Raw genomic sequence first — 16,383 nt, 5'->3', positions numbered from 1 at the left:
AGAATCTCATCACTTACAAGGTCACGCGTCAATCCCAAGCGTCACTTCCTTGAACGTCGATCTATTGTGCGTTACAGACAACGTCCCAAATGCGAAAAAAGTCGGCCTCTGGGCGACTCCATTGATGCGCACTGGGCGACAATTTGTCTACTGATTATGGCAGCCCCGGACTAATAACGCAAATTCGCCCCAGACTGTATTCTGGCAGGCAATACTCCAATTCAAATATCCAACCAGAGGTCGGACCGATGGCCAGCGAAATTCTCAGCGAAATACCCGTCTGCCAGGACGATGCCTATCCCACAGGCCAGCCACAGTTGACCACCGGTTTACCTCAAGATTGCCGAATCGTAATCGGTGTCGATGAAGCCGGTTATGGCCCCAATATCGGGCCGCTTTTGATCGCCGGCAGTGCCTGGCGAATTCCGAAAACGATGGATGAGAAAGGACTGGCCGATGCCTTGTCAGACTCTTTTAATACACAGGCTTGGAGCGACGATTGCCAGCACGTGCCGCTGGGTGACTCAAAACAACTCTATAGCAGCACAGCTGGACTGAAAACTCTGGAAGCGGGTTTGATGGCCATGCTCGCTCAATTACCCTGCTGGCCGCAATGCTCCGGCTTGGCTCAGTTGTTGGCACAAATCGACATCAACGCTGACTTGTGGACCGAGCCCCACACTAGCGAGCGTCACGCTTGGTACACCGCCATTGACCATCCAATCACAAGCCACGTTACCTCCAGTGAAGTATTGCGACTGAGCCAACTGGCTACGAGCGAACTGGAACGTCACGGCGTACAGCTACTGGCGGTACGCTCACTGGTGGTTTTTGAATCGCGCTACAACGCGTTGATTGCCCGCCTCGGTTCCAAGGGACGCTTGCTCTCGACTCTAACGATGGAACTCGTCAGTAACCTGCTCGCTGGCCACGATGACCAGGCAATCGAAGTCTTCTGTGATCGACAAGGTGGCCGCAAGAAGTACGCCTGTGTCCTCTTGGAAGCCATGCCGGACGACTGGTTTGATACTCTGTGCGAGCGAAACGAACGCTCGAGCTATCGACGTCAGCGCCAGCCTGAATTGCAGTTCCACTTTTCGGTCGGTGGCGATAGCTTCCCGCCGACTGCGCTGGCTTCGATGACAGCCAAGTATTTGCGCGAACGTTTGATGGCTGGTATCAATCAGTATTGGCAGTCGCACATCGCAGGCCTGGCCCCTACGGCCGGCTATCCGCAAGATGCCAAACGCTACCGCGCGCAAATTGAAAGCACAGCTATGCAACTTGGACATTCGATAGAACAGTGGTGGCGGATTTGTTAGACCAGTCGCAGCCCACCGGTAAAGATCAGCTTTACGAACCCATTCCACTGCAGTCTGTCGGAATCGTACCCGCTTCCCCGCACGCGATTACGGCCTATCAGCGTTTGGTTGCCGATGGTGCCTTGCTGCTCACAACTATCTTGTGGGGCATTAACATTCCGGTGGTCAAGTTCGTCACCGGCAGCGTTCCCCCGCTGACCTTCAACGCCACACGCATGATTCTATCGACCATCGTATTGGGCTTGCTGGCCCTGGCCGAATCGCGGTGGGTCGTTCAACCCCAAGCCAAATTTACGTTCAAGCGATTTGTTATCTTTGCGCTCTTCTCTGGGCTGTTCTATCCAATCGTCTTCATGTGGGGTATCGACCGCACGACCGCCGGCAATACAGCTCTCCTGCTATCGACTATGCCTCTGTGGACGGCGATTGTTTCCGCGCTGTTTATCGGCGAACGTTTGCCGCTGCTTACCTGGCTATCTTTCGGTGTCGCTTTTGTGGGGACAGCTATTATTGTCGTCGCCGGTGGTAAAGTTAGTTTGTCTGCGGAAAACTTCTTGGGCAATCTGCTGATCCTACTGGCCGCGCTGGTCTGGGCCAGCGGCACGGTCATCAGCGGTCCCTTGCTGAAACAGGTTAGCGCCTTGCGATTGGCATTCTTTGCCAGTCTGCTAACCACTCCAATCCACTTGTTGATCGTCGGCAGCCAGCTGTCGCAAGAGCTGCCGAAGTTCTACGACACCAAGAACTTCTGGGCACTGATTTATTCTGGCGCATTCTCCACCGGCGTGGCTTATGCCACCTGGCACATCGGTGTCCGAGCCCTGGGCGGCTCGCACGCCTCGATCTATCAAAACGTCGTTACACTAGTAGCCGTTCTCGGTGGTTGGCTTGCGCTGGGCGAACCGGTGCTCTATAGTCAGATTATCGGTGGCCTGCTGATGATCGGGGGCCTGATCCTGATGCGCTACAGTCGCCAATAGTAGCCGAAGTCGCCAGACTTTGGGTGCATTACTCGTAGCCGAAGTCGCCAGACTTTGGACGTATACCATGGACGCTTCCAATCTCTGGCGAGATCGGCTACGAAGACTTCCGTAGCCGAAGTCGCCAGACTTTGGATGCATTACTCGTAGCCGAAGTCGCCAGACTTTGGACGTATTACGATTGACGCTTCCAATCTCTGGCGAGATCGGCTACGAAGACTACCATTGACGCTTTCCAATTCTAGTTTCACCCGCACAAATTTATAAAATCCCATGCATACTCGCGAATCTATCCTGACTCATCTGCATGCGCGTCGCAGCCAAGGTTATCCCATCATCGGCGCTGGCGCGGGGACTGGCATTTCGGCCAAGTGTGAAGAGGCAGGTGGAGTCGACTTGATTGTCATCTACAATTCGGGGCGCTATCGGATGGCTGGTCGTGGGTCACTCTCGGGAATGTTGGCGTATGGCAATGCGAATCAAATCGTCAAAGAGATGGCCCACGAAGTATTAACCATCGTCAAACAAGTGCCGGTGCTGGCCGGTGTTTGTGGCACCGATCCTTTCATGCTGCGTGAGCCGTTCCTCCGCGAGCTAAAAGAGATGGGCTTTGCCGGAATTCAAAACTTCCCCACTGTCGGTTTGATCGATGGTCTCTTTCGACAAAACCTGGAAGAGACTGGCATGAGTTACGCGTTGGAAGTGGAATGCATCGCGGCCGCGCGGCAACTTGATTTGCTCACCACTCCCTACGTCTTCAATACGCACGACGCCGGGCTAATGACGCACGTGGGAGCTGACATTATTGTGGCACACATGGGTCTGACAACCAGTGGCACCATCGGCGCCCACACCGCCAAAACGCTCGATCAATCGGTGGTCGAAGTTCAAGCCATTATCGATACTTGCAAAGCACTGCGGCCGGACGTTTTAGTCTTGTGTCATGGTGGGCCAATCGCCACACCGGAGGATGCGGCTTACCTGTTTCAACGTTGCCGAAATCTCGATGGCTTCTATGGCGCCAGTTCGATGGAACGCTTGCCTACTGAAATTGCCATCACTAGCGAAATTCGCAAGTTCACTGCCTTACGATTATGAGCCCGCTGCCCCATCATGTCCCAACCACGTAGCAAATCACTGACGATCGCCGTTATTGGAACCTTTGATACCAAGGGCCAGGAACATCAGTTTGTGGCTGATCTGGTTCGCGCGCGCGGTCACCGAGCGCTGCTGGTCGATGTGGGCACCGCAGGCACGGCCACTATCCAGGCCGATGTCTCGCGCGACACTATTCTCAGTCACATCCCAGGCGGCGTGTCGACCGATCGCGGTCAAGCCATCGAACAAGTGTCGGCGGTCCTCCCGGCGATTCTGCGCGAGCTCTACGATGGAGGCCAAATCGACGGCGTGATTAGCTTGGGTGGTAGTTGCGGTACTTCGATCGCCACTGCAGCCATGCGCGGCTTGCCGCTGGGTATTCCCAAGGTCATGGTATCGACGCTCGCCAGTGGCAATGTGGCGCGCTACGTCGATGTCAGCGATATAACGATGATGCCGGCCATCGTCGATGTTAGTGGGCTGAATCGTATTTCCGAATTGGTCTTTACCAAAGCCGCTGCAGCAGTCACGGCCATGGCCGAAGCACACGCAGATGCGCAATCCCAACCACCAACCAGCGTACAATCGCAGAGCCATACCAAGCCGCTGGTCGTCGCGTCTATGTTCGGCAACACCACCCAGTGCATCGCGCATGCGCGAGCGATCCTTGAAGCCGCCGGTTACGAAGTGATTGTCTTTCATGCAACCGGAGTAGGTGGGCGATCGATGGAAGCAATCATCGCCTCAGGCCTGGTGGCAGGCGTGTTGGATATAACAACTACCGAATGGGCCGACGAGCTTGTCGGCGGCGTAATGCCCGGCGGACCGCAGCGTCTGTCGGCTGCTGCACTGGGCGGCGTTCCAGCGGTCGTCGCTCCCGGTTGCCTCGACATGGTCAACTTCGGCGAGCCGAGCTCCGTACCCGAACGATACAAGTCTCGGTTGCGCTACCAACACAATCCACAAGTCACTCTCATGCGTACCACACCCGCCGAGTGCGCCGAGTTGGGTAGACTTATTGCAGCTCAACTAAACCAATCGATCGGCCCAGTCCACGTACTGTATCCATTACAAGCCATCAGCGTCATCTCGGCTCCCGGCGGACCATTTGCAGATCCAGTAGCCGATGAATCCTTGCGCAGCCATTGGCAATCCAACCTGCGCAAGGATATCCCTTTCGAGACGCTCGACTGCCAAATCAATGATCCGATGTTCGCCGAGCGCGCCGCTTACGTTCTACTGGACATGATGAAGCGGGCATGACGCACACATTTCGGCTCAGCGTCGTGAACTGTATTCCAGCATGGCAGCTTTGTCGTCAACCACCGGAGCGACTTTCTCGGCTTCGCCAGCTTCTGGCTTGGGTTTGTCCTCTGCATCTGCATTCGCGTCCCCGTCCGACTCCTTGGCTTTGATCCAGGGCAGAGCGGGCGGAGCAGGCAAGTAGCAGAACGGGTTCAAGTAGTTGGCGCGACGTGGATCGCGCTCTACACAGCGACTGTTGCAGCAACGTTCACAGGTTTCTGTGGCTTTCCAGAATTGCAGTTCTTGGCAAAACGTACGACCACCCACATAGATCCGGTCGCCGGGTTGCAATTGATAGTTGGTCGTTGTGTCGCCCATCTGTGTGATCTGGCGATAACAAACTGGCAAGACAACGCGACAATCGCATGGCCCGGTGGGTCGCACCAGCACGATATCGCAAGGCGATGCACGACTGGTCAGTCCGCCCGCTTGCAGAATCGCATCGAGCACCGTCTCGCGACCTACGATCGGGTAAGCAGCCGGTGAACCGACCTCACCCAACACATACACTTGCGCGGCATTGGCTTCGAGCAGTCGCACGTTGATCGCGTGTCGTTTGTTCAGCACACTTTCGATGCGACCCTCCACCAGTTCCTCGATCTGCTCGACCGTCATGCCAGAAACGATGACCCGGCCGTATTCACCTAAGTCGATCGTACCATCGACCAGCACGCGCTGGTCAGCTGGCAAACGCAAGTCAGCGGCAAAGTCGACCGGTTCGATCAGCAAGTCATCGCCCGGTTCCACAAAGTACGATGGCAAAACCGATTTGCATTTCTCGATCGGCAAGCCGGTGGGAATGCGAGCCGCGTTGGAATACTCTTTGGCTTGTGGTAACAGCGGAAACTGATTGGGCCACAAGGTCAAACCCGTCGTCGAACTGCAACCTGCCAGTCCAAGCACCAGGCAAGCCCAGCCTAATACCATTGATCGCCAGCTACGAAGCGGCTGGTAGCGCACGCATGCCTGAGACATTTGATTCCTGTCCTTGTTGCAACCAATCGGTTTGCCATCGGCCCCAGGGCGAACCAGCCATCTACATTGATATTGACTCGCAATCGAGTGCTCGCCTCCATGCGATCTGTGTTTTCCAGGCGCTTTTCCGCAGCACCACTGCACTTCGATTATGTCGGTAGATGTAACTCTCAGCATCGAACGGCGCTTACACGCCACTTGCGATTTTCAATTTTGCTAGCATCGATAAGAAATTTGATATCAGCGAATAACTGCACTAACCTGCCTAGTTTCACTCGATCCACGTAGCCGAGTCTCTCCGAGACTCGTTTGATTAACCATCCATCGCTCTAGGTTTAATGCCGATCGGCCTCTCGGAGAGACGCCGCTACGTGAAACCACGTAGCCGAGTCTCTCCGAGACTCGTTTGAATGACCATCCATCGCTCTAGGGCTGAAGCTAATCGGCGTCTCGGAGAGACGCCGCTACGTGAAACCACGTAGCCGAGTCTCTCCGAGACTCGTTTGATTAACCATCCATCGCTCTAGGTTTAATGCCGATCGGCCTCTCGGAGAGACGCTGCTACGTGAAACCACGTAGCCGAGTCTCTCCGAGACTCGTTTGAATAACCTTCAATCGCTATAGGGCTGAAGCTAATCGGCGTCTCGGAGAGACGCTGCTACGTGAAACCGCGGTTTAATTGCTAGCAAATGACTGCCATTGAGTGCTGCACGATATTCCCCTATGGTGCTCGCACAATGTTTACTCAAACTGCGCCTGGTGCTGATTCGATGACAGCTTCATCAACGTCCGCGTTGAAGGTGGTCGAGCTGCGCAAATGCTTTGGCAAGCACTGGGCACTGGACGGTTTATCATTCGAAGTGCCGGCAGGCCAACGCGTGGCACTGCTGGGTCCCAACGGCGCAGGCAAAACGACGCTCGTGCGCGCAATCGCTGGGCGAGTCAAACTTAACAGCGGTAGCGTCGAGCTACTGGGGCGGCCCATCCGCGATCCTGAGTCGATGGATCACTTGGGAGTAGTGCCTCAAGACCTGGCGATCTATGGCGATCTGACTGCCCGCGAGAACTTGACAGTCTTCGGTCAAATGCATGGCCTGGCAGGAGCACAGTTACGCCAGCGAGTCGATTGGGCTTTGGAATGGATTGGCCTGAAAGATCGACAGCGACACCTGACACGCACATTTTCCGGCGGCATGAAGCGGCGCGTTAATATCGCTTGCGGTGTCATGCACGAGCCCAAGTTGCTGTTGATGGATGAGCCAACCGTAGGCGTCGATCCACAAAGTCGCCAGCGCATCTTTGAGATGATTGATTGGTTGCATGCAGCCGGGACCACACTCATGCTCACCACGCACCACCTGGACGAAGCACAATCGCAGTGCGATCGCATCCTGATCGTCGATCATGGTCGCGTCGTCGCCGACGGACCGCTTGATCAATTGCTGGAACAAACGTTGGGCGACTATCGCCGCGTCTATTTGCGTTTGGAAAACTGGACACCAGGTCGCTTGCAGGGCTTGGAATGGGACGGTCACTCGCAGCGCTGGGTCGCCGGTTTTTACGATATAGGCGAAGACTTGCCACTGCTGCTCTCGGAGATCCGTGCACTGGGTGGTCATATCGCACAGATGGAAATACGTGAACCGAATTTACACGAGTTGTTCTTGACCCTGACTGGTTGCGAGCTGCGCGAATGATACGCACGATCATGCTGATCAGTTTGAGACGACTCTGGCACAACAAACCAGAATTGGTTCTCACATTCATTGTGCCGCTGATCTTCTTCAGCATTTTTGCGTGGATCTTTGGCTCACGGGGCTCGCGCATCGACGATCGACAATTGAAAGTCGTCGTGTGCGACGAAGTTCAAAATCAGTGGTCTCAGCAAGCGATCAAGCAACTGGCTGCTTCGGACCGCCTGATCGTTTTGTCGATCAATCGCAAAGCTGACGAGCCCCAGAAACTGCGCGGCACGGTCAGTCGCCCAGAAGCGTTGCGCTTAGTGCGTCGCGGTCAAGTCTCAGCGGCTATCGTTATCATGCAAGCCAAGTCCCAAGCGGCAGGTAGCGAGTCACCTGACAGTCCTTACGTGGTGAAAGTGCTGAACGATTCATTCGATCAGTTGGCCTCGCGCGTTGTGGCCCCATTGGTGCAACAATCCCTGGTTCAGCTACCCAACCCAGCCATCGCTTTCAACCCTGTGCAAGCGGCGTCTTTTACCACCAGTTCACCGCTGGCAACAGTTTCAGCCGCGATGGCGATTCCGCAAGTGGATGTTGTGGACGTGTTAGGCGCCGGCAAGAGCAATCCGGTGATCGCTATGTACGCAGCCGGCATTGCCGTGATGTTTTTACTCTTCAGCGCCACCACGGCCAGCGGCTCACTGCTGGAAGAAAAAGAGAACTCGACGCTTGAGCGCATTCTTTGCAGCCGGGCCACCATGGATCACTTGCTGCTAGGCAAGTGGTGCTACTTGACCATGGTCGGCTGTGCACAGATGACGCTCATGTTCCTATGGGGCATGGTAGCGTTTGATCTGAACTTGCAAGACCATCTGGACGGTTTTGCGATCATGACCGTAGTAACCAGTGGCGCGGCCGCCGGATTTGCGTTGATGCTGGCTGCCCTCTGCCGTTCGCGCACACAGCTAGGCTGGGTCTCAACGATTGTCATACTATCGATGAGCGCTCTGGGCGGCAGCATGGTGCCGCGTTACTTGATGGGACCATCGATTCAGCGCGTTGGTCAACTGACGTTTAACGCGTGGGCACTAGATGGTTACAACAAGATCTTTTGGCGCGAGCTGCCCTTGATCGAAATTCGCAACGAACTGCTGGTGCTAACCGCTTGCGGCCTTGTGTTTCTAATCATCGCCCGCCTCGCAGCTCTCCGCTGGGAACGCAGTTGAAGTCACCTCTCTCGGCGACGAGATCGATCGTACAGCTTTTAAGTAGTGCAAAAGCATGGCGTTAAGGGTTCTGGGTGGCACTGGCTATGCGCAGCATTGCCAGTGCCACCCCAAGGCCTTTAAAATTCAACAGTTAAAAGCTGCACGATCTCTGCTGAGCACTGGAGCTCAATTCTGAACTCGCTAACACACCTGACATGACGTCTGTCCTCGTACTCGTACTCCTACTCGTACTCGAAATGGCTGCAAGTACGAGTAGGAGTAGGAGTACGAGTAGGAGTAGGAGTAGGAGTAGGAACAAGGAGCTAAGCCATTCGTCGGTATATCCATTTGCCTATTTCAAGTGCGCCCACATACAAACTGGCGATTAGCGTGATGGCCAACAATAGCTTCCATGTGGGAGGCTCGAGTTCCAACAAGCGACCGAGAGTTGTATATGGCAGAGCCAAGGTAATCGCAACTACGCTCACTGCCGCGATCACTAGCAGCTTACCGGGACGACTCATGAAGAAGGGCCGGCTGGTGCGAATGGCCAGCATGATCAAAACTCCTGTGATGATCGATAGCGTAAACCAACCCGTGCGAAATTGTGGCTCGCTGGCTTCGAATATATTCAGCAACGTCCAGAACGTTAACAGATCAGAACAGGTACCGATCAACCCGTAAGTCAACATGAATCGTACGATCAATCGCATATTCCAGCGACGCGGACGCTGCACGCTTTCGGGATCAACTCGGTCCGTGGCCAATGCCATGGCAGGAAAGTCGGCTAACAGATTGATCATCAAAATCTGTGTCGGCAGCAAGGGCAAGAAGGGCAGGAAGAGCGTGGCGATGGCCATGCTCAGCATATAACCGAAGTTGGCGCTGATTGCGAAGTAAATGTACTTGAGCGTATTGGCCAAGGTCTTTCGACCTTCGCGCACTCCTTGGGCCAAGACATGCAGATCGGATCGCAAGAGCACCACTTGAGCTGCTTCTTTGGCCACGTCCACGGCGCTAGACACCGAGATACCGACGTCCGCCGCGTGCAGGGCAGGGGCATCGTTAATGCCATCACCTAAGAACCCGACTACACGTCGGCCGGCGCGTAACGCCAACACAATCTTCTCTTTTTGCTCTGGTTCCACTTCGGCAAAAATGTCCACTTGGCCAGCCCGCACCGCCAGTTCCGCAGCTGACATGTGATGGATTTCAGCACCAGTCAGAACGTTGGATCGCCTAAATCCGGCCCGCGTTGCCAGCGCGCCCGCCACTGCGCTGTTGTCGCCCGTGACTAGCTTCAATTCAACGCCGGCCGCGCGCACTTCCGCCAGTGCCGCGCCAATATCAGGCTTCAGTGGATCCGCGAAGGTCAAGAAACCCACCAGCGTCATGTCCGCTTCGTCATGTTTACTGAGAGAACGCGCGGCATGCGATTTGGTCGCGACGGCCAAGACACGGTAGCCAGCCTGGCTCCAAGCTTGAAACCTCGCTTCGATCTGCGCGCGCGCTTCGTCGATACTCACTACCTGCGTAGCACCGTTTCCTCGAACTACTTCGACTTGGCTGCAGACCTCTATCACATTGCTGAATGCACCCTTGATGACGATGAGCGATTGCCCACCTTCGTCAACTAACACACTCAACCGTCGACGTCGGAAATCGTAGGGCAATTCGTCCAGCTTCGAGCACGTATCCCAGAGGGTATCGAACTGATTACCGGCTGCGCGACGGATAGCTGCATCGATGGGATTCTCAAAACTTGCTTGAAGACATGCATTGATAGTCGCATAGCGCATCACGGCAGAGCTCGACGTGCCGGCAACGTCAGTCGCTTGGCTCAGTTCGATCGTGCCCGAAGTGATCGTCCCGGTCTTGTCCATGCACAGCGTATCCATCGACCCGAAATTTTCGATCACCACGAGCCGTTTGATGATCACTTCCGCTCGAGCCATCGCTTTGGCACCTGAGGCTAAGACTACACTGGTAATAGCCGGGAGGAGTTGTGGAGTCATGCCAACAGCCAGTGCGAGTGCGAAGAGCAGCGACTCGATAACTTGCGTATGGAAGTCGGTACCTTCTCGGCGAAAACTGATGTTCACCAAGAATACGGCTGCAACCAACAGGCTGGTGATGATAACCAGCAGTCGCCCAAAGTTGCGCAGACCCACTTCAAAGTCCGTGCTGGCCACTTTTGATGACAACCGTTTGGAGATGCGCCCAAACTCGGTTTGCGTACCGACGTGAACAACTACAGCTCGCCCAGCACCACTAGAGATATGGGTGCCCAGGAACAGACAGTTGCTGCGTCGCGCCAACTGCACATCAGCTGGTAAGACATCGATCGACTTCTCTACCGGAAAGCTCTCGCCGGTCAGCGCCGATTCTTCGACTAGCAGTTCACGACATTCGATCAGACGACAATCGGCAGGAATGATCGAACCAGCCTTAACCTCCAACACATCGCCCGGCACGACTGTCCCGTGTGAGATACGAGTTGGCTGACCATCGCGCAGCACCGTGGCTTGCGTATCGATCAGTCCCAGCAGCCTGGACACCGCGTCCGCTGCGCTGCTTTCTTGCCAGTACCCCAGCATACCGCTCAACGCCAAGATCACCAGAATGATCAAAGCATTAATCGCATCATCCAAATAGAATGACAGAATCGCCGATACAAATAGTAGCCAAATGATCGGGTTATTGAACTGCGCCAACCAGAGTTCAAGGCTCGACTTTCGCTTGTCGCCAATCTTAAACTGAGATGCTTCGGTCAGGCGAACATTGGCCTGGGCAGTCGACAGGCCATCGCGAGAACTTTTCAGTTCCATTAACACATCTTCAGCCGCGCGAGTCCAATAGGCCATCTCGTATAACCCGAAGCCACAGGTTGGTGAACACTATCTATGATAACGCGACGCGTGCTGTAGCCGAAGTTGCCCGACTTTGGAAGCGTCACCGATTGATTTCCAATCTCTGGCGAGATTGGTTACATGCAATGCCCCCTCCCGCAGACTTCGGCTAAACGCCGCGTCTGCGACCTCCCCCGCTGCGCGGGAGAGGTGACAGTCACCTCTCCAAGGCTTTGCCTTGGGGAGGTCGAATCGAGGCTTTGCGAGATTCGGGAGGGGGCTGGGCAGTGGAGTTGGTTAGTACCGCAGGAGACTTGCCTGGCGCGGTGCCCCCTCCCGCAGACGACGGCTGAACGCCGCGTCTGCGACCTCCCCCGCTGCGCGGGAGAGGTGACAGTCACCTCTCCAAGGCTTTGCCTTGGGGAGGTCGAATCGAGGCTTTGCGAGATTCGGGAGGGGTCTTGGGCAGTGGAGTTGGTTAGTACCGCAGGAGACTTGCCTGGCGCGGTGCCCCCTCCCGCAGACGACGGCTAAACGCCGCGTCTGCGACCTCCCCCGCTGCGCGGGAGAGGTGACTACAGCAGCTGCTGCATTTTTCTTGATGCGTCAACTAACCACGCGGTCGCCTGGTCAATTTCCGCTTCTGTTGTGAACCTTCCCACTCCGAATCTTAAACTACTGCGCGCCAGATCGTCGCTGATGCCCAGTGCGCGCAAGACGTGACTGGGTCGAGGCTCGGCGGAAGTACACGCGCTACCACTGCTGACGGCCAACTCCGGCACAGCCAACATCAGGCTTTGACCTTCCACAGGCCAGAAGCCACAATTGAGATTGCCACCTAGTCGCAGATGTGGCTGATCGAGCGTGGGACCGTTGAGTGTCAGACCTTCAATACCCGCTCGCAGCCCTTGGAATAATCGATTTCGCAGCTGCTGCACGCGCGGCCATTCTTGGCTGGCTAATTCACTACAAAGTGCCAAGGCTTTGGCCATACCCACAATGCCCGGTGAATTCAGCGTGCCAGAGCGGCGATTGTCTTGCTGGCCTCCACCAACGATCTGTTGATACAGGCGCACACGACGTGGAGAACTGCGGACGTATAATCCGCCGACACCCTTGGGACCATAAAACTTATGCGCAGAAAAACTGGCCAGGTCCACATCCAACTGCTGCATATCAACCTGCATGCGACCGACCGCTTGGGTAGCATCCGTGTGCAGGATACATTCGAATCGTCTGCACAGCTGGGCAAGCTCTGCGACAGGTTGAATCACCCCAATTTCGTTATTAGCCAACATGATCGTCACCAGTGCCGTGCGATCCGAGATGGCTGCAGCCAGTTGATCAAGGTCAATCAAACCGGCATCGAGTTGCCCAGCACGCTTGACCGGCAAGTAGATGACTTCGAAACCCAATTGCTCCAAGCGCTTGAGCGGATCCAGAATCGCTCGATGCTCTGTCTGACAACTGATGATCTGCCGTCGCGACTGCCGCGGATGCAATGCATAACCCAACAGCGCCAGATTGTTGCTCTCGGTCGCACCGCTGGTCATCACCAACTCATCGGCCGCGCAACCCAGTTGAGTTGCCATGCCTGCGATGGATTCGGAAACCAATTGAGCCACTTGCCGGCCGCCTTCATGCGTCGTGCTGCCGGCATTGGAGAAATACTCGGTCATCATCGGCACCATGGCGTCGATGACACGCGGGTCGACTTGTGTCGTCGCATGATTATCCAAGTAGATCACAGTGGCCTCAAAACCATGATGGAACTAATTCGCTCGACCCCGCCCGTAGCCGAAGTCGCCAGACTTTGGATGCACTACCCTTTGCCTCTAACCGCAGGCCAGGTTTGCCAATCTCTGGCGAGATCAGCTACCGCCCGAAGGCGAAGTCGCCAGACTTTGGATGAATCTTAACTGACGCCTTCCCCGAGGCGTTGTCCGTACTTCAAAGCGTTGTTGGCTCAGCAGGAGCTTCTCCCTCCCTGGCTAGAGCTTTTCGAGCGTGACCTTCATCCACTGAGCATAATCGCCTTGCGAGATATGTTCGCGAATGGCGGCCATCAACTGCTGGTAAAATGTCAAGTTATGATGGGTCAGCAGGATTGGCCCCAACATTTCACCCGCTATGAAAAGATGGCGCAAGTAAGCGCGGCTGTGTTTGCAGGCCAGGCACGGGCACGATTGGTCAAGTGGCAACGGGTCATCAGCATGCACAGCATTGCGCAAGCGGACTGTACCATTCCAAGTGAACGCCAAAGCATTGCGCGCGTTGCGAGTGGGCATGACGCAGTCAAACATGTCGACTCCACGCGCCACCGAGAGCAGGATATCCATCGGTCGGCCCACGCCCATCAAGTAACGCGGTTTATCGACGGGCAAGTGTGGCGTGGTCGCGCTCAGGATGCGAACCATCTCTTCGGGCGGCTCGCCAACGCTCAATCCGCCTACCGCAAAACCATCGAACGGCAACTGGCTCAGCCGCTGCGCATGATCGATACGTAAGGCTTCGTCGAGTCCCCCTTGGACGATCGCAAACTTGGCTTGTTCTGGCCGCTGAGCCACTTTCAAGCATCGCTCAGCCCAGCGCAGCGATCGATCCATCGCATCGCGCACGACGGATAGTTCTGCCGGTAGCGCCACGACATGATCGAGCACCATGGCCACATCGCTGCCTAGATCTTCCTGAATCTGAATCGCCCGCTCCGGGGAGAGCTCGAGCAAACTGCCATCAATGTGCGAGCGAAAGGTCGCCGCCTGCTCGGTGATCTTGGCACGATCGGCCAGCGAAAAAATCTGAAAGCCACCGCTATCGGTCAGAATCGGACCGTCCCACATCATGAACTTGTGCAGGCCACCGAGGCGGGCCACGCGCTGCGAACCTGGACGCAAGGCGAGATGATAGGTGTTGCCGAGAATCATCTGCGCACCGGTTGAGCGCAGATGATCTATGGTGAGCCCTTTGACCGTGCCTTGGGTTCCCACCGGCATAAACGCCGGCGTTTCTACTTTTCCGTGCGGCGTGTGCAGATAGCCTAGCCGCGCCGCAGAATCAGTATCCTGGGCGCGGAGCTCGAAATATGCAGCTCTCTTGGCAGTAGCTGCATCAGCCACAGCAGATTGATCAGTCACCACGCAACTTCAAGTTGAGCGGATCAAGTTTGGCACGGACTTCGGTCAAGCTAGTCACACCAAAGTTCTTGCATTCCAGCAGATCGTCGCCGGTCTTGCGCATCAATTCACCAATCGTGTTGATGCCCAAGCGGACCATGCACTTGCGTGCACGCACTGACAGGTTCAGATCCGAGATCGGACGATCCAGCACCGCTTGTTGATCGGGCGTCATCGCCGACAGGTCCAGCGGTGGATCCGGTTCGCGTTGCTCTTCGGCAAACTGGCCGAGTGACAAACCGCGGGCCGCCAACATTTCGCGAATTTCGATGAGGCTGGTCTCGCCAAAGTTCTTGCTGGCCAGCAGCGTTTGTTCGCTGGTTCGAGCCAGATCTCCCAACGTGCGAATGCCCATCTTGGTCAAACAGTTGCGACTGCGAACCGAGAGCTCGAAATCGCTGACCGGTACGTTCAGCAGTTGGCTGAGACGTTCGTTGCGCTTCTGCGACTCTTCATCGAACATCACATTGCCCGAGGCCGATGCATCTTTCAGATACAGACGCGCCTTAGGATGACCAGGATATACGTCCAACACGCGCTTGTAACAAGCTTGTGCCTTGCCGTATTCATTGCGGTCTTCGTAAATGATGCCCAGGTTGACCAGCGTACCGATGTGAGCCGGAAAACACGATGCGGCACGTTCGTACAGGCCTAGGGCTTCCATATCGTCCCCGCGGCGATCGCTTTCCAATGCCAAGCCGAACAGGGCACCTGGATGATGATCGTCGATCTGCAGAGCCCGCGTGTACAGGGCCAGCACTTCTTCGTCTTTGCCGCCGATGGCAGCCACGGTCGCGCCGCGTTGATAGCGATATTCGGCAGTCTGTTCGGCTGGTCCAAAAATATTGTCCAGCAGATTCATCGACTCTTCCAACCGCCCGCAATAGCGGAAGACTTCGGCAGTGCCGATGTTGCAATCATCGCGATCGTAACCAGCTTCGTCGGCCGCTTGCTTGTACAAACGGATGGCTTCCTCGTACTGTTCCATCTGGAACGCGGCCTTAGCCTTGTAGAAAATAGCCAGTGCGCTACCGTCGGCCTGCGATAGTATTTCGCGAGCTTCGTGAAAGCGTCCGAGCAAGTAGAAGACCACGCCTAAGCGAGTGGACTGCGCTGGGGTGCGCGAAGTGGACTGCTGCAATTCGTTGGCAGCGTCACGCAGCACAGCTAATTGCGAATAGTCTTGTGAAATTGTCTTGCAGAGCGTTCGGATCTCTGCTGGCCCAAAGGACTGATTGGAAACAACCAGTTCACGGACGTCTAATGTTTGTTCAGTGATGGTGGCGGTCTTTCCTGTCATAATCCTCGTCTCGCGCCCGATGACAACGTTCCAAAGAGCCAGCGGTGGGAATCGAACCCACAACCCCCGCATTACGAATGCGGTGCTCTGCCAATTGAAGCTACGCTGGCCGATTGCATCGTGAGGGGCAGAATGTCGCCCTAATTCCCCTCAAATTATCAATCCAAAATCGTACAAGCAAAACCCCCAAATGGTCAAGGGGCCTTTGGCCGGCTCCCCAAGGCTTTGCTCGTAGAGCGGCTGTCCCCAGCCGCTCCGCACCCGCTAACCCCGCATCTTCAAACCACAGGTCTGTCCCCGAAGCGAACACTCGTGCTAGCAATGCACTCCAAACTGGGGACAGACACAGGGCTGCCTGGCCGTAGAGCGGCTGTCCCCAGCCGCTCCGTACCCGCTAACCCCGCATCTTCAAACCACAGGTCTGTCCCCGAAGCGAACACTCGTGCTAGCAATGCACTCCAAACTGGGGACAGACACAGGGCTGCCTGGCC

Annotated in this window: 11 protein-coding genes and 1 tRNA gene; 6 read left to right on the top strand and 6 right to left on the bottom strand. The window is 55.8% G+C overall.

Annotated features, from left to right (window positions below; translation table 11 throughout):
- Nucleotides 1–248 precede the first annotated feature (248 nt).
- From SH573x_RS10855 to SH573x_RS10840, 4 genes are all read left to right on the top strand, one after another.
- The gene (locus tag SH573x_RS10855; RefSeq protein ID WP_479354928.1) at nucleotides 249–1,322 is read left to right on the top strand and encodes a ribonuclease H family protein; all 1,074 of its coding nucleotides are present in this window, start codon (nucleotides 249–251) and stop codon (nucleotides 1,320–1,322) included.
- Nucleotides 1,307–2,302, top strand: coding sequence for a DMT family transporter (locus SH573x_RS10850; RefSeq protein WP_479354927.1), 996 nt, complete (start codon nucleotides 1,307–1,309; stop codon nucleotides 2,300–2,302). The genes SH573x_RS10855 and SH573x_RS10850 overlap by 16 nt, the downstream gene beginning before the upstream one ends.
- 273 nt (nucleotides 2,303–2,575) lie before the next feature.
- Nucleotides 2,576–3,400 (top strand): phosphoenolpyruvate hydrolase family protein, encoded by an 825-nt coding sequence (locus tag SH573x_RS10845; protein ID WP_479354925.1) that lies wholly within the window; start codon nucleotides 2,576–2,578, stop codon nucleotides 3,398–3,400.
- A 15-nt stretch (nucleotides 3,401–3,415) separates the two neighbouring features.
- Entirely contained in the window at nucleotides 3,416–4,663 is a 1,248-nt protein-coding gene (locus tag SH573x_RS10840; protein ID WP_479354924.1) for a Tm-1-like ATP-binding domain-containing protein, read from the top strand.
- Nucleotides 4,664–4,678: 15 nt separating this feature from the next.
- Here SH573x_RS10840 and SH573x_RS10835 read toward each other — a convergent pair whose 3' ends face one another.
- A complete protein-coding gene (locus tag SH573x_RS10835; RefSeq protein WP_479354922.1) occupies nucleotides 4,679–5,680 on the bottom strand; it encodes a polysaccharide biosynthesis/export family protein in 1,002 nt (333 codons plus the stop codon).
- 737 nt (nucleotides 5,681–6,417) lie between these two features.
- Between SH573x_RS10835 and SH573x_RS10830 the strand changes: the two genes are divergently transcribed.
- Together SH573x_RS10830 and SH573x_RS10825 are read left to right on the top strand one after the other, a co-directional pair.
- The gene (locus SH573x_RS10830; protein WP_479354920.1) at nucleotides 6,418–7,377 is read left to right on the top strand and encodes an ABC transporter ATP-binding protein; all 960 of its coding nucleotides are present in this window, start codon (nucleotides 6,418–6,420) and stop codon (nucleotides 7,375–7,377) included.
- Nucleotides 7,374–8,588, top strand: a complete 1,215-nt coding sequence (locus tag SH573x_RS10825) for an ABC transporter permease (protein ID WP_479354918.1) — start codon at nucleotides 7,374–7,376, stop codon at nucleotides 8,586–8,588. The genes SH573x_RS10830 and SH573x_RS10825 overlap by 4 nt, the downstream gene beginning before the upstream one ends.
- A 305-nt stretch (nucleotides 8,589–8,893) precedes the next feature.
- Here SH573x_RS10825 and mgtA read toward each other — a convergent pair whose 3' ends face one another.
- From mgtA to SH573x_RS10800, 5 genes are all read right to left on the bottom strand, one after another.
- Nucleotides 8,894–11,434, bottom strand: a complete 2,541-nt coding sequence (mgtA, locus tag SH573x_RS10820; protein WP_479354916.1) for a magnesium-translocating P-type ATPase — start codon at nucleotides 11,432–11,434, stop codon at nucleotides 8,894–8,896.
- Between the two features lie 560 nt (nucleotides 11,435–11,994).
- The gene (locus SH573x_RS10815; protein WP_479354914.1) at nucleotides 11,995–13,167 is read right to left on the bottom strand and encodes a cysteine desulfurase family protein; all 1,173 of its coding nucleotides are present in this window, start codon (nucleotides 13,165–13,167) and stop codon (nucleotides 11,995–11,997) included.
- A 243-nt stretch (nucleotides 13,168–13,410) separates the two neighbouring features.
- Nucleotides 13,411–14,535, bottom strand: a complete 1,125-nt coding sequence (gene tgt / locus SH573x_RS10810; RefSeq protein WP_479356704.1) for a tRNA guanosine(34) transglycosylase Tgt — start codon at nucleotides 14,533–14,535, stop codon at nucleotides 13,411–13,413.
- Nucleotides 14,536–14,545: 10 nt separating this feature from the next.
- Nucleotides 14,546–15,892, bottom strand: a complete 1,347-nt coding sequence (locus SH573x_RS10805; RefSeq protein WP_479354912.1) for a tetratricopeptide repeat protein — start codon at nucleotides 15,890–15,892, stop codon at nucleotides 14,546–14,548.
- A gap of 36 nt (nucleotides 15,893–15,928) precedes the next feature.
- Nucleotides 15,929–16,002, bottom strand: a tRNA-Thr gene (locus SH573x_RS10800).
- Nucleotides 16,003–16,383 lie beyond the last annotated feature (381 nt).

The organism is Rania fehmarnensis, from assembly GCF_056494185.1.
Note: the sequence above shows the minus strand (reverse complement) of the source record. Positions and strands in the feature narration are given on the sequence as shown.